At 29.9% G+C, this 23,126-nt stretch carries 17 protein-coding genes and 1 riboswitch; of the genes, 12 read left to right on the forward strand and 5 right to left on the reverse strand.

Annotated features, from left to right (window positions below):
• Positions 1-21 precede the first annotated feature (21 nt).
• The gene (locus tag Q0733_RS12035; protein WP_298782497.1) at positions 22-3,384 is read left to right on the forward strand and encodes a class I tRNA ligase family protein; all 3,363 of its coding nucleotides are present in this window, start codon (positions 22-24) and stop codon (positions 3,382-3,384) included.
• Positions 3,385-3,493: 109 nt separating this feature from the next.
• Complete coding sequence (locus tag Q0733_RS12040) at positions 3,494-4,009, forward strand: gamma carbonic anhydrase family protein (RefSeq protein ID WP_298782498.1); 516 nt, start codon at positions 3,494-3,496, stop codon at positions 4,007-4,009.
• Positions 4,010-4,087: 78 nt separating this feature from the next.
• Here Q0733_RS12040 and Q0733_RS12045 read toward each other — a convergent pair whose 3' ends face one another.
• Positions 4,088-4,546 (reverse strand): hypothetical protein, encoded by a 459-nt coding sequence (locus Q0733_RS12045; RefSeq protein WP_298782499.1) that lies wholly within the window; start codon positions 4,544-4,546, stop codon positions 4,088-4,090.
• 105 nt (positions 4,547-4,651) lie between these two features.
• On the opposite strand from Q0733_RS12045, the gene Q0733_RS12050 reads away from it, so the two are divergent.
• Together Q0733_RS12050 and Q0733_RS12055 are read left to right on the forward strand one after the other, a co-directional pair.
• Positions 4,652-6,280 (forward strand): mechanosensitive ion channel family protein, encoded by a 1,629-nt coding sequence (locus tag Q0733_RS12050; protein WP_298782500.1) that lies wholly within the window; start codon positions 4,652-4,654, stop codon positions 6,278-6,280.
• Complete coding sequence (locus Q0733_RS12055; RefSeq protein ID WP_298782501.1) at positions 6,277-7,239, forward strand: endonuclease/exonuclease/phosphatase family protein; 963 nt, start codon at positions 6,277-6,279, stop codon at positions 7,237-7,239. Before Q0733_RS12050 ends, Q0733_RS12055 begins: the two co-directional genes overlap by 4 nt.
• Here the strand turns inward: Q0733_RS12055 and Q0733_RS12060 are convergent.
• The 4 genes from Q0733_RS12060 to metK all read right to left on the reverse strand — a co-directional run bounded on the left by Q0733_RS12060 (position 7,226) and on the right by metK (position 12,973).
• A complete protein-coding gene (locus tag Q0733_RS12060; protein ID WP_298782502.1) occupies positions 7,226-8,185 on the reverse strand; it encodes a tRNA-dihydrouridine synthase family protein in 960 nt (319 codons plus the stop codon). The two genes, Q0733_RS12055 and Q0733_RS12060, sit on opposite strands and share 14 nt — an antisense overlap.
• A gap of 89 nt (positions 8,186-8,274) precedes the next feature.
• On the reverse strand, positions 8,275-8,775 hold the full coding sequence (locus tag Q0733_RS12065) for a hypothetical protein (protein WP_298782503.1): 501 nt from the start codon (positions 8,773-8,775) through the stop codon (positions 8,275-8,277).
• 34 nt (positions 8,776-8,809) lie between these two features.
• On the reverse strand, positions 8,810-11,305 hold the full coding sequence (locus Q0733_RS12070; protein WP_298782504.1) for a zinc-dependent metalloprotease: 2,496 nt from the start codon (positions 11,303-11,305) through the stop codon (positions 8,810-8,812).
• A 411-nt stretch (positions 11,306-11,716) separates the two neighbouring features.
• Positions 11,717-12,973, reverse strand: a complete 1,257-nt coding sequence (metK, locus tag Q0733_RS12075; RefSeq protein ID WP_298782505.1) for a methionine adenosyltransferase — start codon at positions 12,971-12,973, stop codon at positions 11,717-11,719.
• Positions 12,974-13,286: 313 nt separating this feature from the next.
• Positions 13,287-13,396: riboswitch (SAM riboswitch) on the forward strand.
• Positions 13,397-13,519: 123 nt separating this feature from the next.
• Here metK and Q0733_RS12080 point away from each other — a divergent pair.
• The 8 genes from Q0733_RS12080 to cysD all read left to right on the forward strand — a co-directional run bounded on the left by Q0733_RS12080 (position 13,520) and on the right by cysD (position 23,085).
• On the forward strand, positions 13,520-14,794 hold the full coding sequence (locus Q0733_RS12080; protein ID WP_298782506.1) for an O-acetylhomoserine aminocarboxypropyltransferase/cysteine synthase family protein: 1,275 nt from the start codon (positions 13,520-13,522) through the stop codon (positions 14,792-14,794).
• A 39-nt stretch (positions 14,795-14,833) separates the two neighbouring features.
• Entirely contained in the window at positions 14,834-18,235 is a 3,402-nt protein-coding gene (thrA, locus tag Q0733_RS12085) for a bifunctional aspartate kinase/homoserine dehydrogenase I (RefSeq protein WP_298782507.1), read from the forward strand.
• A 53-nt stretch (positions 18,236-18,288) separates the two neighbouring features.
• Positions 18,289-19,458: an O-succinylhomoserine sulfhydrylase gene (locus Q0733_RS12090; RefSeq protein ID WP_298782508.1), complete on the forward strand. Its 1,170-nt coding sequence runs from the start codon at positions 18,289-18,291 to the stop codon at positions 19,456-19,458.
• A 27-nt stretch (positions 19,459-19,485) separates the two neighbouring features.
• The gene (locus Q0733_RS12095) at positions 19,486-19,896 is read left to right on the forward strand and encodes an Rrf2 family transcriptional regulator (RefSeq protein WP_298782509.1); all 411 of its coding nucleotides are present in this window, start codon (positions 19,486-19,488) and stop codon (positions 19,894-19,896) included.
• A gap of 11 nt (positions 19,897-19,907) precedes the next feature.
• Complete coding sequence (locus tag Q0733_RS12100; RefSeq protein WP_298782510.1) at positions 19,908-21,131, forward strand: acyloxyacyl hydrolase; 1,224 nt, start codon at positions 19,908-19,910, stop codon at positions 21,129-21,131.
• A gap of 159 nt (positions 21,132-21,290) precedes the next feature.
• The gene (locus tag Q0733_RS12105) at positions 21,291-21,554 is read left to right on the forward strand and encodes a DUF2061 domain-containing protein (protein WP_298782511.1); all 264 of its coding nucleotides are present in this window, start codon (positions 21,291-21,293) and stop codon (positions 21,552-21,554) included.
• Complete coding sequence (locus tag Q0733_RS12110) at positions 21,554-22,168, forward strand: phosphoadenosine phosphosulfate reductase family protein (protein WP_298782512.1); 615 nt, start codon at positions 21,554-21,556, stop codon at positions 22,166-22,168. Before Q0733_RS12105 ends, Q0733_RS12110 begins: the two co-directional genes overlap by 1 nt.
• A gap of 11 nt (positions 22,169-22,179) precedes the next feature.
• A complete protein-coding gene (gene cysD / locus Q0733_RS12115; protein ID WP_298782513.1) occupies positions 22,180-23,085 on the forward strand; it encodes a sulfate adenylyltransferase subunit CysD in 906 nt (301 codons plus the stop codon).
• The last annotated feature ends 41 nt before the right edge of the window (positions 23,086-23,126 follow it).

Below are 23,126 nucleotides of genomic sequence, written 5' to 3' on the forward strand. Positions count from 1 at the left end.
AGCTTCTTAAAAGAAATATCAATGCAATACAATCATCAAGAAATAGAAAAGAATTGGCAAAAATATTGGGCAGAAAACCAAACATTTAAAGCCGAAAATAATTCTGAAAAGCCAAAATATTACGTGTTAGATATGTTCCCTTATCCAAGTGGAGCAGGTTTACATGTTGGGCATCCTTTAGGATATATTGCATCAGATATTTATGCGCGCTATAAACGCCACAAAGGTTTTAATGTTTTGCATCCGCAAGGATATGATTCTTTTGGTTTGCCAGCGGAACAATACGCCATCCAAACGGGCCAGCATCCTGCAAAAACTACTGAAGAAAATATAACAACTTATAGAAGGCAATTAGATCAAATTGGTTTTTCTTTTGATTGGAGTAGAGAGGTAAGAACATCAAATCCAGAATATTATAAATGGACTCAGTGGATTTTTATTCAGTTGTTTAATTCTTGGTACAATAAGGATACAGATAAGGCAGAAGACATTTCTACCTTAGAAAAAGTTTTTAAGAAAGAAGGAAATCAAAATGTTAATGCAGTTTGTGATGAAGATGTAAAATCGTTTTCTGCGGATGAATGGAACGCATTTTCAAAGACAGAACAAGAAGAAATTTTATTACAATACAGATTAACTTTTTTGTCTGATACAGAAGTAAATTGGTGTCCGGCATTAGGAACCGTTTTAGCAAATGACGAAATTGTAAACGGAGTTTCAGAAAGAGGAGGACACCCTGTTGTTCGTAAAAAAATGACACAATGGTCTATGCGAATTTCGGCATACGCACAACGTTTATTAGACGGCTTAGAAACTATTGATTGGCCACAACCTTTAAAAGATTCTCAAACAAATTGGATAGGTAGAAGTCAAGGAGCAATGGTTACTTTTAAAGTTGATAATGGTTCAATTAAGGAAAGTTCAGCTATAAAATTATCATACAAAGAATTAGAAGCTTTAAAAGAGTTAAGACAAAACTCAACAAAAGCAGAAACTACACTTTGGAACCAATTAAAGAATAAAAAAGGGGCATCAAAATTTAGAAGAAAGTATACTATTGGTGCATTTTTAGTAGATTATGTTTGTGTTTCTAAAAACTTAATTGTTGAGTTTGCTGCGAAAGAAGATGAAGCAGCAAGAACAGCATATTTTTATAATGAAGGTTTTAATGTAATTCGTTTTACAAATGAAGAGGTTTTAAAAAATGTTGAAAAAGTTGTTTCTGAAATTAATTTTGCAATTCAATTTCCAAAAGTATCAGTAAAAGATACTGCTAAAAAAGAAGTTGAAAAAAATGAAAATCAATATAAAATAGACGTTTTTACAACAAGACCAGATACGATTTATGGGGTAAGTTTTATGACTTTGGCTCCAGAACATGAGTTAGTTTCTAAAATTACAACCGATGCCCAAAAAGCAGAAGTTGAAGCTTATATAGAAGCAACTGCAAAACGTTCTGAACGTGATAGAATGGCGGATGTAAAAACGATTTCTGGTGCTTTTACAGGTGCGTATGCAATTCATCCTTTTTCTGGTGAAAAAATTCAGATTTGGATTGGTGATTACGTGCTTGCTGGTTATGGTACAGGTGCAGTAATGGCTGTTCCTTGTGGAGATCAACGTGATTATGATTTTGCAAAACATTTTAATATTCCAATACCTAATATTTTTGAAGGTGTAGATATTTCTGAAGCTGCGCATACAGATAAAGAAGGGACTAAGATTGCAAATTCAGACTTTTTATCAGGATTAAAATATAAGAAAGCCTTAAAATTAGCCATTTTTGAAATGGAAAAACGAGGTTTTGGCTACGGAAAAATAAACTACAGATTACGTGATGCTGTTTTTAGTAGACAGCGTTATTGGGGAGAACCTTTTCCTGTATATTATAAAGACGGAATGCCGCAAATGATTGATGCAGAACACTTGCCAATTGTATTGCCCGAAGTTGAAAAATATTTGCCAACTGAAGATGGAAAACCACCTTTAGGAAACGCAACAGAATGGGCTTGGGATTCTCGTGCCAAGAAAGTTGTTTCTAATGATAAGTTAAAAAATAAGACTGTTTACCCGTTAGAGTTAAATACAATGCCAGGTTGGGCGGGTAGTTCTTGGTATTTTAACAGATATATGGATTCTAATAACGAAGGCGAATTTGCAAGCAAAGAATCTCTTGATTATTGGCAAAATGTAGATTTATATATTGGAGGTTCTGAACACGCAACAGGGCATTTATTATACGCACGTTTTTGGCAAAAATTCTTGTTCGATAAAGGCATCGTACCTGTAGATGAGTTTGCTAAAAAACTGATTAACCAAGGAATGATTTTGGGAACGAGTGCTTTTGTTTACCTAGTTAAACCTGAAATTTATGCGGATTTAAGAAATAGAAACAATGATGGTGGAATAAATGTTATTACGAAAAAAGTTTTTATTTCTTCTAATAAATACGAGACTTTAAAAGGTGATTCTAAAGACCTAGCTCAAGAAATAAAAAAAGAGATAATAGAAAAGTATTTTCCTATACAAGAAGATTATGTCAAAATTGACATAGATGTATATAAAATTCATGCAGATATATCTTTTGTGAATAATTCAGAAGAGTTGGATACAGTAGCATTTAGTAATTGGTTTCCAGAATTTAAAAATGCGAAATTCATCACAGAAGAGGATGGCACTTTTAAAGTTTCTCGTGAAGTAGAAAAAATGTCTAAATCTAAGTACAATGTTGTAAATCCTGATACAATTTGTGATGAATATGGTGCAGATGCATTGCGTTTGTTCGAAATGTTTTTAGGTCCTTTAGAACAAGCAAAACCTTGGAAAACCTCTGGTATTTCTGGCGTTTATAGTTTCCTTAAAAAATTATGGAAATTATATGTTTCTGAAGATGGTGTTATTGTTTCTGAAGAAAAAGCAACAAAAGACGAATTAAAGGTTTTACATAAAACCATTAAAAAAGTACAAGAAGATATAGAAAATTTCTCTTTTAACACATCTGTTTCTACGTTTATGATTGCTGTAAACGAGTTAACAACTTTAAAATGCAATAAGAAAGAAGTTTTAGAACCATTATTAATTTTATTATCGCCTTATGCACCTCATATTACAGAAGAATTGTGGAGTAAAATAGGTAATAATGAAAGTATATCAACTGCTGCTTTTCCAATTTTTGATGAAAAACATTTGATAGAGAGTTCTAAAAATTATCCGATTTCATTTAATGGTAAAATGCGTTTTACACTAGAGCTTTCTCTTGATTTATCAAAAGAAGAAATTGAAAAGATAGTTTTAGAAAACGAAAAAACCCAAGAACAATTACAAGGTAGAACGCCTAAAAAAATAATTATTGTTCCAGGTAAAATTGTAAATATAGTAGGCTAACAAACGTAATCTAATATTGGTATTATCTAGTTTTTAGTAAATTGAATTTATTACTAGTGAGAAACTAAACATGGTCATCTATTTTAATAATTTTTAAAACATTAATATCATGAAAATTATAAAACCAGTAAATGGTAAATATCCACAAATTCCTGAAGATTGTTTTGTGGCAGAAAATGCAACTATTCTTGGTGAAGTTTCTTTAGGTAAAGAATGTAGTATATGGTATAATGCTGTAATAAGAGGAGATGTACATTATATAAAAATTGGTAATAAAGTTAATATTCAAGATGGTGCTGTGATTCATGCAACATATCAAAAATCGCCAACAAATATTGGAAATAACGTTTCTATTGGTCATAATGCAATTGTGCATGGTTGTACAATTCATGATAATGTTTTAGTAGGTATGGGATCAATAATTATGGATGATTGTATTGTGGAATCTAATTCTATTATTGCTGCTGGAGCAGTAGTAACCAAAAATACCATTATAGAAAGTGGAAGTATTTATGCAGGTGTTCCTGCCAAAAAAGTAAAAGATATTTCTCAAGAATTAATTTCTGGAGAAATCGATAGAATTGCAAATAATTACGTAAAATACTCTAGTTGGTTTAAAGAATAAGTTATTAAATTGTTTAATAATCAAAAAACCCGATTTCTTATTTGAAACCGGGTTTTTATCTAAAACTAATCAACCAAACTAATTTTCTTCCTCCTCTTTTTTTAATCTCTTTTTTTTCTTTAACATCTTTTTCCCTTTCATTTTTCTACCTATTTTCATTTTTTCAAATTTTTCAAATTGCTCTTTATTTAAGATGTTTTTCATTTTGTTTTTTAACGCAATTTGATTGTCTAACTTTTTATTTTTCATTGCATAAATCTCATCAGCAGTCGGTTTTTTGTCAGCTTTTTTTAATTCTTTTCTAACTTTTTTAGCTGCTTTTCTTTCCTCAATTTGTGCCTTTATTAAGGGTTTTACTTCTTCTTGTTGTTGTTCAGATAAGTCTAACCTTAAAGTCATTTTTTTAATAGCCAAATCTACTTGCTGTTCGGTAGAAAGTTTAACTCTTTCTTTTCTTTCCTTTCTGTCTTCTTTTTGAGCTTGTGCACTAAATGTAAATGCTAAAACCAAAACTAAAATGCTTACTATTTTTTTCATGATATATTAAATTTGTTATTTTTTAATTACATCTCTTTGACAATAGAAAAACCAAAAGGTTTAAATTTGCTTTTCTATTTAACACTAGTTTAACAACTTAACTACATGAAAAAAATTATTTTTTTATTCTTATTTGTTTCAATTTTCACAAATGCTCAAGATGCTACAAAGGTTGATTTAAGTAACCCTCATGCAACAATATATACGCATTTGTATTTTTTACAACAAGATTCTTATCAGCCTAAAAATGCTGCAAAAACTATTTTAGGTTTAGAGGAATCAGCAGCGATTGAAAAAGCAATTAAAATAAAAAAAGTTTTAGATGGTAAGGGATTATTTGTTGATTTTAACAAGATACCAAACAACCCAAATTATAATGATACAATAGGGTATTCTAGTTTTTATAAATACGTTTTGTTTCCTCAAAGAATGCCGCAAGTTTCTGTTGAGAAGATAAATGGAAACTGGTATTTTTCTTCTGAAACTGTTGCTGAGATAGATAAACTATATAAAGGCGTTTACCCTTGGTATGTAGAAAAATTAGAAAAAATAATACCTTCTTCTGGTCATCAAAAATTTTTAGGACTAGAGTTATGGCAATTTATAGGTTTAATAATTTTAATGGTTTTGTCATTACTAGTATTCTTGATCATTAAAAAAATAGGGTTTTATTTTTTGCAAAAATTACAATTGTATTTTACTAAGAATACAAATTTTGAAGTGGATAAAGTCATTAAAAAATTAGCACACCCTTTAGCGTTATTGGCTTCTTTTGCAGTTATAGATAAAATTTTTCCTTCTCTACAATTTGGTTTAGATACTAATACATGGGTTTTTAAAATTATAAATATTGCAACAACTATTTTTTGGATTTATGTTTTTTTAAAACTAGTGCAAGTAGTTATGCGTATTTATGCAGAATTTACTGAAAGAACTCATAGTAGATTAGATGACCAATTAGTGCCAATTTTACACAATTTTTTAACAGGAATTGTGTTGGTTGTTGGGCTGTTTAACGTGTTAAGACTATTTGGTATAGATACTACTACTTTAATTGCTGGTGCTACAATAGGTGGTTTGGCATTTGCTTTGGCGTCTCAAGATACTGTTAGAAACTTGATTGGAACCATCATGATTTTTCTTGATAAACCTTTTCATATTGATGATTGGATTGAAGCTGGGGAAGTAGTTGGTACTGTTGAGCAAGTTGGTTTTAGATCTACTAGAGTACGTGCAGCAGATACATCAGTATATCAAATTCCAAACAGTAAATTGTCTGAAATTGTAATTAATAATAAAGGTTTAAGATTATTTAGACGATATAATACCAATTTAGGTTTAAGATATGATACACCACCACAATTAATTGAAGCATTTGTTAAAGGTGTAAGAGAAATAATTATTGCACATCCAGAAACCAGATCAGATTCTTATAATGTTGAGTTTACAGGTTTTGGGGATTCTGCTTTGTTAATTATGGTAAACGTGTATTTTAAAAGTTTGGCCTGGGGTGTAGAACAGTCTTCTAAACACAGATTGCATATAGCAATTGTAAAATTAGCGAAAGAATTAGGTGTTGATTTTGCGTTTCCATCAACTACTGTTACTATCGAGCAATTTCCTGAAAAAAAATCACTAAATTTAAAGTATAACACAGGTCAAGAAAAAATAGATGCTGCAATTCAAAAAGTAGTCTCAGAATTTTCTAATGAAAATCCAAAAGAAATTACATGAAACGATTCTTAAAATTGTTATTTCGCTTTTTATTATTGTTGATTATAGCCTTTGTTATTTTCTTCTTTTGGGGATCTTCACCTAATTTAGAAGAATCCGAATATGAAAAATTGGTTACAAATTCTTATCCTTCTAAGATAGATAATGATTCTGTTTTTAGTATTGTAACCTACAATATTGGTTACTTAAGCGGTATGACCAATAATTTACCAGTAGCTAAACCTAAAAATTTACAGAAAGTATTAACTGAAACTAAAAAAACAAATCCAGATATTATTGCATTTCAAGAAATAGATTATAATGCTTCTCGTTCCTATAAAGTAAATCAGCAAAATGAAATTGCAAAACTAGGTTATAATTATGTTGCAGAAGCTGTTAATTGGGATGAAACTTATGTGCCTTTTCCTTATTGGCCATTTAGCATGCATTTTGGTAAAGTAATTTCAGGGCAATCCATAATCAGTAAATACCCTTTAAAAGAACATCAAAGAATTGTTTTAGAAAGAGTTGCTGATGCACCTTTTTATAGAGATGCCTTCTATATTGAACGTTTGGCGCAAGTTGTAAAGGTTGTTTTAAATGATACAGAAATTGTGGTTATTAATGTTCATTTAGAGGCTTTTGATAAACCTACAAGAGTACATCAATTTGAAGAGGTTTTACAGATATTTAATAAGTATAAAGATGATTATCCAACAATTTTGTTGGGAGATTTTAATTCTAGAGCTAGAAATAAAAGTGCAATCATTCAAAAAATGTTTGCAATAAATACTATTGGAAATGCAGCTTTTAATGCAGCTAATATTTCAAATACTTTTGATACAAAAGATCCTTTTGAAAGAATAGATTATATTTTTTACACCAAAAATTCTATTGAATATGTTTCAGGAAAAGTGTTGAATGAATTTGGTACAGCTTCTGATCATTTACCCGTTTTAATGAATTTTAAATTGAAATAGCTTTTTCTGTTTTTAAAATTTCATTTACAGCTACTTTATACGCTTTTACATTATTTGCTTTCTTAATTTTTTTATAAGTTTTTTTTGGATTAGAAAAACTTTTAGAAAAATATTCCCAAAAACCTAACATTTTCATTTTAATAGGAGTTGGTCCAGAAAGAGCCGCGTCATATTGTTCAAAAATTTGATTGTGAAATTGGCTGAATATTTCAATTCTATTTTTTGGATATTCAGTGGTGTTATTTTTAATCATGCTGGGTAAAAAAGGATCGGCAATTAGACCTCTACCAATCATCCAATGATCTATAGCCGGAAAACGTTCTTGTAGTTTTTTAAATGCAGCTACAGAAGTAATATCACCATTATAGTACATTTTGTGTTTGGTGTTATCTAAACATTTTTGAAAAGCATCTAAATCTGTTCCACCTTTGTAAAGTTGCTTTCCAATTCTTGCGTGAATGGCAATGTTTTTTAAAGGATACCTATCTAAAATGGGTAAAACTTCCAAAATCTCTTCAGGGTTCTCATATCCCATTCTCATTTTCATAGAAACAATAATGTCAGACTCATTATGTACTTTATGTAAAATGTTATTTATTTTTTCAGCATTGCTAATTAATCCAGAACCCATTCCTTGTTTGGTAACCATTGGGTAAGGGCAACCTAAATTCCAGTTCAATTCTTTGTAGCCTAATTCTTGCACGTATTTTGAAACGAATAAAAATTCATCTGCATCATTAGAAATAATTTGAGGAATTACTTCTAAAGTCGAATTATTTTCTGGAAGTAAATCTCTTTGATAAGAGTTTTTAATGATTAATTTTTTATTCAACCTAATATATGGCGCATAAAAAGTATCAATACCACCAAAATATTGATGAAAAGCATTTCTAAATCTAAAATCTGTAAAACCTTGTAATGGCGATGATAATAGTGTTTGATTCATACAAAATAAAGTTGTGCAAATATAGGCTACTTTTTAGACTATTAAATAAAAACAAACTTGAATAGATTTTAGGAATCAATAATAGTTTGTTAATTATTTAGCCAATAAACACCTCTTTCTTCTGCACTTTTTATAGCTTTTTGTTCATCTTCAAAAAAATAGTCAGGTATCTCATTACTTGTTGCAGGTGTTAATAATGATAATAAACCATTTTTAGATTTTTCTGATGTAAGAATTATCACAGGAAAATTAGGTTCACCTTCTTCATTTTCTGCATCTTTAAATTGAGCAATATTTTGAAAAACAGCTAGCAATGAGTTGCCCCAAGAGTACTTTAATTCTCTAAAATCTAAAATTATTGCTTCAGGGTCAAAATTAATGAAACCAGAAAATACTTTATCTGAAATATAAGTTGCGTGTTTTTTACCTAAAGAACCATCTGGATATTCTCCATAAAAAGAAACCATTAAAACATCAATATTATCTTTTAGTTTTTCTTTTGATGAAAAATATTTACACTTAATATTTGAAGGTTGCTCTTTCTTTATTTCTTTTAATTGATACATGTTATAAATATAAAAAAACCTCATCAATTAAGATGAGGCTTCTAAAATTTATACTTTATTATTTAGGGTCTAAAATAGTTTTAATTCTATCTAGAACATCTTTTAAATGATAACGAGTTAATGTGTTTCCTTTATTAGAAGCAGCTTTTACATCTTTTTGAAGACGTTTTAATTCTCCTCTAATAACAGATTTAACATCAGATTGATTGATGTTAATACTACTAGTTTTATAGTACCCATCATTTTTTCCTTTTTTATTTATTTCTTTATTTAATAAAAAGTCTAAATTATCTAAATGTACTCTTTGTAAATTTCTACGATAGGTGTCAATAGATCTTCCGTTGTAAATTTCACTCCAAATACCTTTTCTTAAATCGCTCATCATGTTTACTAAAGTATACGAGTTTTTTGCGCCATTTAGGGTTTCGTTTTCAATCATTCTTGCCATTCTTCCAGCTTTTAAAACTTTACTTAAAGTAATGTCTTGTATACGACGTAGTCTTTCTATAGAACCCGAAAATTCAGTTTTTGAAAAAATATTTTTATCTAATAACCAATTTGGAGTTTTAAATAATTCATCAATAAGAAATTTTAAAGCTTCTTTTTGGGTAGCTTTATCTATATGAGTATAAACAGCCCCTTCTTGATCGGTAGTTTTAAATTCTTCATAAACACCACCAATATTAGCAGTTACATGTCCCATGTATCTATTAAATTGCCCTAAAACTTGATTGTACATGGTAGATAAATTTTCATAATTCTCACCTTTTTCAGAAGTCCATTTTTCTAATCTAGGTAAAATTCTTTTCAAATTTTTAATTCCATACGTAGATGCTTTCATAGCATTGTCTCCTAAATCTTCAGTTTGAGAACTTGGATCTACTACATTACCTGCTTGTTGGTGTCCAAATCGATACATTGGATCTCCTGCATGTTTTAGTATCCAAGAGTCTAAAATTGGTTTTTCCTCCTCAGCGCTTTTGTCTAAAATTGGTCTGTATCCCCAATTAATTGCATATTTGTCATAAACTCCAATATTTGGCATTAATGTAACACCAACATCTTCTGGCTGTGCAACATAATTAAAACGTGCATAATCCATAATTGAAGGAGCTGTACCATGTTTTTTTGTGAAACTTGCAGAGCGTAAAGAATCTACAGGGTATGCTGATGAGCTTCCCATGTTGTGTGGTAATCCTAGCGTATGACCTAACTCATGTGAAGAAACAAATTGGATTAATTTTCCCATGGTTTCTGTCTTAAAGTTATTTGCTCTTGCTTCAGGATTGATTGCCGAGGTTTGTATAAAATACCAATTATGTAATAAAGACATTACATTATGATACCAGTTAATATCAGACTCTAAAATTTCTCCAGATCTTGGATCACTAACATGCGGACCATTTGCATTTGGAATAGGAGATGCTAAATATCTTATTACAGAATAACGAACATCTTCTGGACTATATTCTGGGTCTTCTTCTTTAGTTGGAGCTCTTTTAGCAATAATTGCATTTTTAAAACCAGCAGCTTCAAAAGCTACTTGCCAATCGTTTACACCTTGCATAAGATAAGGTACCCATTCTTCTGGTGTAGCCCTGTCTATATAATAAACAATTTGTTTTTTAGGTTCTACTAGTTCACCATTTTTAAATTTTTCAATATCTTCTTCTTTTACTTCTAAACGATATCTGTCTAAATATTTTACAGTTTTACTTTTTTGAGCATTTAACCCATAATCAGTTTGTCCTCTAGAAAACCACCCAACTCTTTCATCAAAATAACGACGTTTCATAGATACTTTTGGTAATAAAATCATAGAATTACTCATTTCTACTGTAATAGAACCTATTTCGCTATTAGAAGGTGCTTTACCTGCCAAATATGTTTTTACATGACGTGTTTCAATATTTTGAGGATAACTACTAATTCTCTCTATAAATGAACGTGATTTATCCATTCTAGAAGCTTTATATTTTCTTCTGTAAGAAGAAGGGAAGCCTAATGGCTTTATATCTGTAGAAAAAAGTGAGGTAACATCAATTACTGTAGCCGTAGAATCTTTACTTAATGCTTTTATTGGAAAAGAGTATAAAATAGGCTCTAAATTAGAATTAACAACAGCTTCATGAATTGGCAGAATTGAATCAGCAACAACAGAGTGAGAAACAACTCGTAATAAAATTTGTTTGCGTTTTTTTACCCAACGTAATACTTGTGTGTTTGTTTTTCCACCACCAAAACCAATTCCGGTTGCAGTTTTAGCAATTCTTGTTACCATTAACATTTCTCTGTTTAAAAGAGAATCTGGTATTTCAAAAAGATACGTATCATCTTTTTTATGTACTTTAAATAAACCATCATCAGTTTTGTGGTCTTTGGTTACTACTTTGCTATAAGGCAGAATATCTCCTTTTTTAGCTTTTGGTTTAGAAACTACTTTTTTTACTTCTTTCTTTTTCTTCTTTTTCCAGATTTGTGCGTTAGTATTTAAAGAAAATCCGAAAATAAAAGCAGCTAAAACAAGTTGCGAAAATATTTTTTTTATGGTCATTTTAATTTAATTTGAATTGTACTCAAAGTTACATAATCTATAAAAAGGGATTCTTAATTAAAAGTTAAAGAGAAGTTGGTATTTGTGTTAAAAAAAAAAGTAGTATTAAAGTTTTTTGATACCGTTCTATATGGTGTAAAAAAGAAGTTTTTATAAACTATTTTTTACTTTATCAACATAATCCAATTTTTTCCGATGTAAACATTTCTACTTCTTGAGAAACAGTTTTACTTATTAGTTTTGAATATGTAACTTCTTTTACTTCTTAATTTAGTATGAATTGTTTTTAAAGTTACATAATCTATAAAAAGGGTTTCTTAATTAAAAGTTAAAGAGAGGGAGATATTTGTGTTAAAAAAAACGGTATCAAAGTTTTTTGATACCGTTTTATATGATGTGAAAAAGAAGCTTTTATAAACTAAAAGCTTTTTTCACTTTATCTACATAATCCAATTTTTCCCATGTAAAAGTTTCTACTTCTTGAGAAACAGTCTCTCCCATTGGATTTGAAAACGTAACTATTTTTACTTCTGGCGTTCTTCCCATGTGCCCATAAGCAGCAGTTTCAGAGTAAATTGGTGTTCTTAATTTTAAACGTTGTTCAATAAAATAAGGACGCATATCAAAAATAGTTTCTACAATTTTACTGATTTCTCCATCAGTTAAATTTACAGATGCAGTTCCATAAGTGTCTACATTAATACTTGTTGGTTCGGCAACACCAATAGCATAAGAAACTTGGACTAAAACTTCTTTACAAAGCCCAGCAGCTACTAAATTTTTAGCAATATGCCTTGTTGCATAGGCACCAGATCTATCTACTTTACTAGGGTCTTTACCAGAAAAAGCACCACCTCCATGTGCACCTTTTCCTCCATATGTATCTACAATAATTTTACGCCCAGTTAATCCAGTATCTCCATGTGGACCACCAATTACAAAAACGCCTGTTGGGTTAATATGGTAGGTTATATCATTCGTAAATAATTTTTGAATATGTGTTGGTAATTTTGCAATTACCCTTGGTATTAAAATTTCTACAATATCTTTTTTAATTTTAGCCAACATAACAGCATCAGATTTATCAAAATCATCATGTTGCGTAGAAATTACAATGGCATCAATTCTTTGCGGAATATTATCGTCAGAATATTCGATAGTAACTTGACTTTTTGCATCTGGTCTTAAATAATTAATGTCTTTATTTTCTCTTCTAAGCTCTGCTAATTCTTTTAATAAACGATGAGAAAGTTCTAAGGCTAAAGGCATATAATTTTCAGTTTCATCTGTAGCATAACCAAACATCATTCCTTGATCTCCTGCGCCTTGTTCTTCAGGGTTTGACTTGTCAACTCCTTGGTTAATATCTGGTGATTGTTCATGAATTGCAGATAAAACACCGCAAGAATTTCCATCAAACATATATTCTCCTTTTGTGTAACCAATTTTGTTGATTACATCTCGGGCAATTTTTTGAACGTCTAAATAGGTTTTAGATTTTACTTCACCTGCCAAAACAACTTGGCCAGTTGTAACTAGGGTTTCACAAGCAACTTTACTTGTTTTATCAAAAGCTAAAAAATTATCTATTAAAGCATCAGAAATTTGATCTGCAACTTTGTCTGGATGTCCTTCAGAAACACTTTCTGATGTAAATAAATATGACATATTATAATATCTTATAAAAATTAAAATCGAAAAAAAATATGATTGCTTGGTCGCTAAAGTGAGTAGAAAATTACTGCTTTAGCTTTTTTTAATGAGGTTGCAATCAGTTCAAATTTTTCCTCTTGTTTGTGTTTGCAAAATTACATCAATATTCTAGAAATAACTTGTTTTTTAATTAAAATTATTTATTTCCGAATTTATGAAGCCAAAAACTAATAAATTTCTGTTTTTTAAAAAATAATTCATTTTTTTCTAGGATATTAAATTTTTCTGAACATATATTTGCATTCACAAAGTTCAATAACTTATTGAAATGTTATCAAGAAAGGTGTAGGGATTAGACCCGTTGAAACCTTAGCAACCCTTTAGAAATAAAGAAGGTGCTAAATTCTACTCAACTATTTTTAGTTGGATAGATAACAATAAAGAATTTTCCAATTCTGGATATTCTATATTTCTTATAACATTTTTCTAGTAAGTACATCAATTGTTTGATGCATTTGACTTTTGGTTTAATTATTTATTAACTCAAAAAAAAGTAGAAAAATGAGTACACAAAAATTAGCAACAAACGCACTACATGCTGGGCATGATGTAAAAGCAAATGGAGGAACAAGAGCTGTTCCTATTTATCAAACATCTTCGTATGTTTTTAATGATGCAGATCATGCTGCAAATCTTTTTTCTTTAAAAGAATTAGGGTTTATTTATACACGTTTAAACAACCCAACAAATCAAATTTTACAAGATAGATTAGCTGCAATTGAAGGTGGAATTGGAGCAGTAGCTTTTGCATCTGGAACAGGAGCAATTGCAACTGGTTTATTAACACTTTTAAAAGCTGGTGATCATATAGTAGCATCAAGTAGTTTGTATGGAGGAACGTATAATTTATTGAGTGTAACATTACCAAGATTAGGTATTACAACCACTTTTGTAGATGCTTCAAACCCTGATAATTTTGCAGACGCCGTGCAAGAGAATACAAGAGCATTTTTTGTAGAATCTTTAGGTAACCCTAAATTAGATGTATTAGATTTAGAAGCTATTTCTGTACATTCTAAGGCTGCGGAAGTTCCTTTTATTGTTGATAATACTGTTGCAACACCAGCTTTATTAAATCCAATAAAATATGGAGCAAATATTGTAATTCATTCGCTTACAAAATATATTGGAGGTCAAGGAAATTCTTTAGGAGGTGCAATTATTGATGCTGGAACATTTAATTGGGCTAATGGCAAATTTCCAGAGTTTACTGAACCTTCTGCAGGTTATCATGGTTTAAAATATCATGAAGCTTTAGGTGCAGCAGCGTTTACTTTTAAATTAATTTTAGAAGGATTACGTGATTTTGGCGCTGCAATTAGCCCAACCAATGCATTTAATATAATTCAAGGTTTAGAAACTTTACCTGTAAGAATAAAACAACATTCTCAGAATGCTTTGGCAATTGCAAAATGGTTAGAACAACAAGAGGAAGTTGCTTGGGTAAATTATCCTGGATTAGAAAGTAGTAAATATAAATCTTTAGCTGATAAATATTTGCCAAACGGACAAAGTGGAATTGTAACTTTTGGTGCAAAAGGAGGGTTTGAAGCTGCAAAAACAATTTCTAATGAAACTAAATTATTTTCTTTATTGGCTAATATTGGAGATACTAAATCGTTAATAATTCATCCTTCAAGTACAACTCACCAACAATTAGATGAAGCTCAACAAGCAAGTGCAGGTGTTAGCCAAGATTTAATTAGATTGTCTGTAGGTATTGAAGATATAGAAGATTTAAAGGCTGATTTAAAAGAAGCTTTTACTAAAATATAATATAAAAAAAATCAATAGGTTTAATTCTATTGTTAAAAAATGAAAGACCAATTACAGCATATAAGTATTAAAGATTTTACAACAGAAAGTGGAACTCAATTTTCTAACCTGCAATTAAGTTATCAATTGTTTGGACGAGAATTAGGAACCGCTCCTGTTGTGTTGGTCAATCATGCATTGACAGGAAATAGTGATGTTGCAGGTGAAAATGGATGGTGGAAAGATATCATTGGTACCAGTAAAACAATCGATACAAATACTTACACAATTTTAGCTTTTAACATTCCTGGTAATGGTTTTGATGGTTTTTTAATTGAAGATTATAAAAGCTTTATTGCTAGAGATATCGCAAAAATATTTTTAAAAGGATTATCAATATTAAAAATTGAAAAACTTTTTGCTTTGATTGGAGGCTCTTTAGGAGGAGGGATAGCTTGGGAAATGATGGTGTTGAATACCAAATTAGCAAAGCATTTTATACCAGTTGCAACAGATTGGAAATCTACAGATTGGTTAATTGGTAATTGTCAAATACAAGAACAGTTTTTAGTAAATTCTAGCAATCCAGTGCATGATGCACGTATGCATGCAATGTTGTGTTACAGAACACCAGAATCTTTTAAAGAACGTTTTCATCGTACAAAAAATGAAGATTCTACGATATTTAATGTGGAAAGTTGGTTGTTGCACCATGGAAAAAAGTTGCAAGAGCGGTATCAATTATCGTCTTATAAGTTGATGAATCAATTATTAAAATCAATTGACGTTACTAATAATGACGAAAAAAAGATAGATGTTTTAGACGAAATAGAAGCAGATATTCACATTATTGGAGTGGATTCAGATTTGTTTTTTACAGCTGAAGAAAATAAACAAACGCATAAAAAGTTAGCAGTAACCAAAGAAAATGTTACTTATAATGAAATAAATTCTGTGCATGGTCATGATGCTTTTTTAATGGAATACGATCAATTACAAGTAATAATTGAGCCTATTTTTAATAAAGATTATAGAAAGAAGAAAATGAAAGTTTTAAAATTTGGAGGAAAATCTTTAGCAAACGGTAAAGGTTTAGAAAATGTTATAGAAATTATTTTAACTAAATATAAAGATAACGAGAAAATTGCAATTGTTGCTTCTGCAAGAGGAAACTCTACCAACGAGTTAGAAGCTATTTTAAAGCTATCTGCAGCCAAAAAAGATTATAAATCTAAGCTTGAAAAATTTAAAGAATATCAATTAGAACCTGATAATTCTGTAGATTTTTCTGCTGAATTTTCAAAACTAGAAATCATTTTTGAAGGAGTTTCATTATTAGGTGATTATAGTCAAAAAATTAAAGATGAGGTTTTAGCACAAGGTGAATTATTGTCTGTAAAATTATTAGCAAGTTTGCTAAAAAAAGAAAATATTTCTGCAAATGCTACAGATGCAAGAGCGTTAATTATTACTGATGAAACTTTTGGAAATGCGCAACCAATAACAGATGTTTCTAAAGAAAATGTAATTGCCTATTTTAAAGAAAACAAAGATAAAATTAATATAGTAAGTGGTTTTATAGCATCAAATAAAAAAGGAGAAACTACAACTTTAGGAAGAAATGGAAGTAACTATACAGCAGCTTTATTGGCAAATTTTTTAGATGCGGATGAGTTACAAAATTACACCCATGTTAGTGGTATTTTTACTGCAAATCCAGATTTGGTAGCAGACGCTAAAAAAATTGAACAGTTGTCTTTTTCTGAAGCAAATGAATTAGCCAATTTTGGAGCAACTATTTTACACGCAAAAACTATCATTCCATTATTAGAGAAAAATATAAATCTTCGAATTTTAAATACGTTTAATAAGGAAGATAAAGGAACTTTAATTACATCAGAATCTTCTACAAAAGGAATAAAATCTATTTCTACAATTGATAATGTTGCATTATTAAATTTTGAAGGTAGAGGCTTGTTGGGTAAAGTTGGAGTAGATGCAAGAATTTTTAGAGTTTTAAGCAGTAGAAATATCAGTATAAGTATTATTTCTCAAGGATCTTCTGAAAGAGGAATTGGTTTAATTATTGATGCAGATAGAGCGAAAGAAGCTGTTGAAGCTTTAGAAAAAGAGTTTGAAAACGATTTTTATTCTCAAGATGTAAACCACATTTCTATTGTAGATAATGTTGCTGTAATATCAATAATTGGGCAAGATTTAAGTGAGTTTCATCACCCGTATAATGCACTGATAAAAAACCAAATTGTACCTGTTTTATTTAACAATACAGTAACAGGTAAAAATGTAAGTTTGGTGGTTAAAAAGAACGAATTACACAAGGCGGTAAACGTAATTCATGGTCAAGTTTTTGGAGTTTCAAAAAAAGTAAATATTGCTATTTTCGGAAAAGGTTTAGTTGGCGCAACTTTAATAGATCAAATTATAGCAAATACACAGTCCGTTTTAGAGAGAAGAAAAATTCAGTTGAATGTGTTTTCAGTAGCAAATTCTAAAAAAATAGTATTAAATAAAGATGGGGTTTCTAAAAATTGGAAAGACGATTTGTTAGAAAATGGAAAAGAAAACCTTACTGTTGATGATATTATCGCATTTGCAAAAGAGCATCATTTTGAAAACTTAATTGCTGTTGATAATACTGCAAATGTAGATTTTGTAAGCAATTATATTCCTTTAATAGAAGCTGGTTTCGATTTGGTTTCTTGTAACAAAATAGCCAATACTTTATCATTTGATTTTTATAAAGATGTTAGAGCAAAGCTAAAGAAATATAAAAAGCAATATTTGTATGAAACAAACGTTGGTGCTGGTTTACCTTTGATTGATACTATTAGATTGTTACATGAGTCTGGAGAGAATATTACTAAAATTAGAGGTGTTTTTTCTGGAAGTTTAAGTTATTTATTTAACAATTTTTCTGAAGGAAATGCTCCTTTTTCAGAAATATTGCAAGAGGCAATTGACAAAGGTTTTACAGAGCCAGATCCTAGAGAAGATTTAGGTGGAAATGATGTTGCTAGAAAATTATTAATTTTGGCAAGAGAATTAGATTTGGAAAACGAGTTTAATGAGGTTGAAATTAAAAATTTAATTCCAGAAAATTTAAGAAATGGTTCTGCGGATGAGTTTTTAGGTAAATTAGATTTATTAAATGATGAATATCAAGCATTAAAAGAGAACCAAAAACCGGGGCACGTTTTACGTTATATTGGTGAATTAAGTGGAGATTTATCCAAAGAAAAAGGAACTTTAGAAGTAAAATTAGTTTCCACACCAAAAAGTACACCTTTAGGTTCATTAAAAGGTTCTGATGCAATTTTTGAAATTTACACGGAATCCTATGGAGAGCAACCAATTGTAATTCAAGGAGCAGGAGCAGGGGCCAGCGTAACTGCTAGAGGTGTTTTTGGAGATATTTTACGATTAGCAAAACATAATAATTAACAGATTTTTCTGTCACATTCTAACATTTTTAGAATTTTATATAAAAAAAAACAATGAGTAAACATTTCGAAACACAAGCCATAAGAAGTCAAACTGAAAGATCTCAATTTTCTGAACATTCTACACCATTATATTTAACATCAAGTTTTGTTTTTAATGATGCAGAAGATATGCGCTCATCATTTGCAGAAGAAAAAGAACGTAATTTATACAGCAGATTCACAAACCCAAACACAACAGAATTTGTAGATAAAGTAGTTACAATGGAAGGTGCAGAAAGTGGTTACGCTTTTGCAACAGGTATGTCGGCCATTTTTACAACATTTGCTACCTTATTAAATGCTGGAGATCATGTGGTTTCTTGTAGGTCTGTGTTTGGTTCTACGCACAGCATGTTTACCAAATTTTTACCAAAATGGAATATTGAAACTTCTTATTTTAAAGTTGATGAAGTGGATTTGGTTGAGAATTTAATACAAGAAAACACCAAAATTTTATATATAGAGACACCAACAAATCCTGCGGTAGATATTTTAGATTTAGAATTGATTGGTAAAATTGCAAAAAAACACAATTTATTATTTATTGTAGATAACTGTTTTGCAACACCATACATTCAGCAGCCCATAAAATTTGGTGCTGATTTAGTGATTCATTCTGCAACAAAATTAATGGATGGTCAAGGTAGAGTTTTAGGAGGGGTAACTGTTGGTAAAAAAGAGTTGATGAGAGAAATTTATTTATTTGCCAGAAATACAGGTCCAGCAATGTCTCCATTTAATGCTTGGGTTTTATCAAAAAGTCTAGAAACTTTAGCCATAAGAGTAGAAAAACACTCTGAAAATGCATTAAAAGTTGCTCAGTTTTTAGAAGAAAATGAAAATGTTGAGTTGGTAAAATATCCTTTTTTAAAATCTCACCCACAATATAAAGTTGCTAAAAAGCAAATGAAATTAGGAGGAAACATTGTTGCTTTTGAAATTAAAGGAGGAATTGAAGCAGGAAGAACGTTTTTAAATAACATAAAGATGTGTTCATTATCAGCAAATTTAGGAGATACTAGAACTATTGTTACACATCCATCTTCTACAACTCATGGTCGTTTATCAGAAGAAGATAGGTTAGAAGTTGGAATAACTGATGGTTTAGTTCGTGTTTCAGTTGGTTTAGAAAATGTAGAAGATATTATAGAAGATATTCAACAAGCTTTGAATGCAAAATAATTACATTTATTTATGTAGTTTTGTTTTATGCTCTCAAAAAAGACAAAATACGGCATTAAAGCACTTACTTATTTAGCTAGACTCGAAGATAAAAGCCCTGTAGCAATTGCTACAATTTCTAAAACCGAAAATATTTCTTTAAAATTTTTAGAGAGTATTTTATTAACGCTTCGTAAAAATGGGTTTTTAGGATCTAAAAAAGGAAAAGGTGGTGGTTATTATTTATTGAAAAACCCGCAAGATATTCCAATGACTGATGTTATGAGGGTTCTTGAAGGGCCAATAGCAATGGTACCTTGTGTTAGTTTAAATTTTTATGAAAAATGCGATGATTGCCCGGATGAGAATACTTGTGCAGTTCATAAATTAATGATTCAGGTAAGAGATAATACATTACAAATTTTCAGACATACAACTTTAGCAGATTTGAGTAAATAGATATAGTATTTATGTTGAAAAAAAGTATCCCCTTTTTTTTATTTTTTTCAATTTCGTTTAGCTTTTTTAGTCAAGAAGAAGTAAAACCAAGAACAAAACTCACCAAATTTTTATCAAAATCTTATTATAGTGTCAATTTTGGAGGTATTTTTTATCCATTTTCAAATGATAATTTAATTGATGGGTATCAAACAGGAACTTTTAGTAGAAATATATTTTCAGGAAGGTTGTTGTTGGGGCATAAATTTACCGATAATTTATCTTTACAATTTGGAACCTTGAGGCCTGCTTCTTGGTTTAAATATGATAATGTAAATAATATTGGTTATGAGAGAAGTGTTTGGATAAACGCCTGGTCTTTATCACTTAAAAAAGATTTTAACATTAATCAAAATACATCTTTTTACACAGAAGCTGGTATTGCTAACTTAACTAGATTTGGTTTTTCTATTAATGATAAAGTAATTTATGAAGATGCGCATTATGCAAGTTTATTGTATGGTTTTGGTATGCAACATAAATTGAATGATACATGGAGATTGTCTTTAAACGGAACATTTTTACCAAAATCTAGTAAGCATAATCAGCCTTCAATTTCACAAGTTTCTTTAGGTTTTGAATATCATTTGCAACAATTAGATGATAAAACAGCTAATGAGTACGCTAGTAACCATTATTTTTTTCCAGATAATATTTTACAACTAAGTTATGGAACAAGTGCAATTGGTTTTGGGTTAAATCGTTTTTTGGGAATGAGTTTAAAAGTAGGCAATTTTGAAAGCTTTGGAATTCCTGTTTTTTGGGTTGGAGAAGTAAAAGCGAAACATTCTCTTTCTTTAACCTATCAACGATTGGTTTATAGAACTAAAAAAATATTTTCTTTAGATTGGGGTGCAAGTGTTACGTATTTTCAATCAGAATTAGGAGAAGAAAATGTATTTGCTTTTTCAATTTTTCCAGTTTTACGTTTTTATATATTAAGAAAAAAAGGATTTGATTTTTATACACATTATTCTATTATTGGACCAGCTTATTTAACAAAAAGTGATATTGATGATATTAAATCTGGTCCCAAAACAACTTTTCAAGACATTATGGGGTTTGGTGTTTTCATTGGTAATGAAAGAAAATATAATCTTGAATTAAGGATTATGCATTATTCTAATGGAAACATTTTTACTAGAAATGCAGGTATAGCGGTTCCAATTCAGTTTACCTTAGGTAAGACTTTTTAATCATTGAATTATCAATAAATTTTTAGTAATTTTTTTATTAATCTATTAAATCTATAGGGTTTAAGTAATTTTTAAGAAATATTACGACTTTATAACTATAAATGATGTATGTTTGTATTCCCTATTAGATGAATAGGGTAATAAAAGTACTCAATTATTATGATTGCAGATCAAATGATTTTTAGTAAAAAAATAGCAAAACAAAGTTTTGAAGAAGATAAAAATTCTGAAAAACCAGTAAGAAGTGTTGTTAAAGCATTAAGTTGGAGAGTTGTTGGTACCATAGATACATTAGTGGTTTCATATATTTTATCTGGTAAAATTGCATTAGCAGCATCAATAGCATCAGTAGATTTTTTAACAAAATTAATACTGTATTTCTTTCACGAAAGAGTGTGGAATAAAATAAAATGGGGTAAATAATGAGTTTAGATTTAGATAAAATAAACAACGATTTAAAAGATAAAAGTCCGGCAGAAATTATTGCTTGGGCTATTTCATTTGCAAAAAAACCTGTAATTACAACTAACTTCAGACCTTATGAAGTGGCAATTTTAAAAGCAGTAACAGATGTTAAGGCAGATATTAAAGTTATTTGGTGCGATACAGGTTATAATACGGTACAAACCTATAAACATGCAGAAGAAATTATAGAAAAGCTGAATTTAAACATTCACTTATATACGCCAAAGCAAACAGCTGCTCATAGAAATGTAGTGATGGGTGTTCCTTCAATAGAAGATCCAAAACATGCAATTTTTACTGAGCAAGTAAAATTAGAACCTTTTGCAAGAGCAATGAAAGAACATCAACCAGATGTTTGGTTTACAAACTTAAGAAAAGGTCAAACTGCATTTAGAAACAGTATAGATGTTGTTTCTCAAAGCAAAGACGGAATTGTAAAAGTAAGTCCATTTTATCATTTGTCAGATGAGGAATTAGATGCCTATTTAGCTGAAAAAGGCTTGCCAAATGAGTTTACGTATTTCGATCCAACAAAAGTAGAAAGTAATAGAGAATGTGGTTTGCATATCTAAAAGACATGATTATGAATCAAAGAACAATACAAGTAGATGCTTTAGAAAGTGAAGCAATTTATATTTTTAGAGAAGTAGTTGCACAATTTGAAAAACCTGTGTTGCTTTTTTCTGGAGGAAAAGACAGTATAACTTTAGTGCGTTTGGCACAGAAAGCATTTTATCCGGCAAAAATTCCTTTTCCTTTAATGCATATAGATACCGGACATAATTTTCCAGAAACAATAGAATTTAGAGATCGTTTAACAAAAGAATTGGGTGTTGAATTAATTGTAAGAAACGTTCAAGACAATATTGATAACGGCACTGTAAAAGAAGAAACTGGTAGATATGCAAGTAGAAATATGTTGCAAACAGAAACATTGCTAGACGCTATTGAAGAGTTTGGTTTTGATGCATGTATTGGTGGTGCAAGAAGAGATGAAGAAAAAGCAAGAGCAAAAGAAAGAATATTTTCTGTAAGAGACGATTTTGGTCAATGGGATGAAAAAAATCAACGTCCAGAAGTATTTGATATGCTAAATGGTAAAATTGATTTAGGACAAAATGTACGTGTTTTTCCAATTTCTAACTGGACAGAATTAGATGTTTGGTCTTATATAAAACAAGAAGAAATTGAAATTCCATCAATCTATTTTGCGCACAAAAGAAAAACATTTTTTAGAGATGGGTTAATTTGGTCTGCAGATGACGAGGTTGTGTATAGAGATAAAGAAGAAGAAGTGGTAGAAAGAATGGTTCGTTTTAGAACCGTAGGAGATATGAGTTGTACTGCAGCAGTTTTATCTGATGCAGTAGATATAGCAAAAGTTGTTGAAGAAATTAGAGATTCATCTATTTCAGAAAGAGGTGCAAGAATTGATGATAAGCGCTCTGAAGCAGCAATGGAAAAAAGAAAACAACAGGGTTATTTTTAAAATTTGTAAAACAAATTTTAAGCGTTAAGTATATGGCTTAA

This window comes from uncultured Polaribacter sp., from assembly GCF_947500975.1.
Lineage (GTDB): Bacteria > Bacteroidota > Bacteroidia > Flavobacteriales > Flavobacteriaceae > Polaribacter.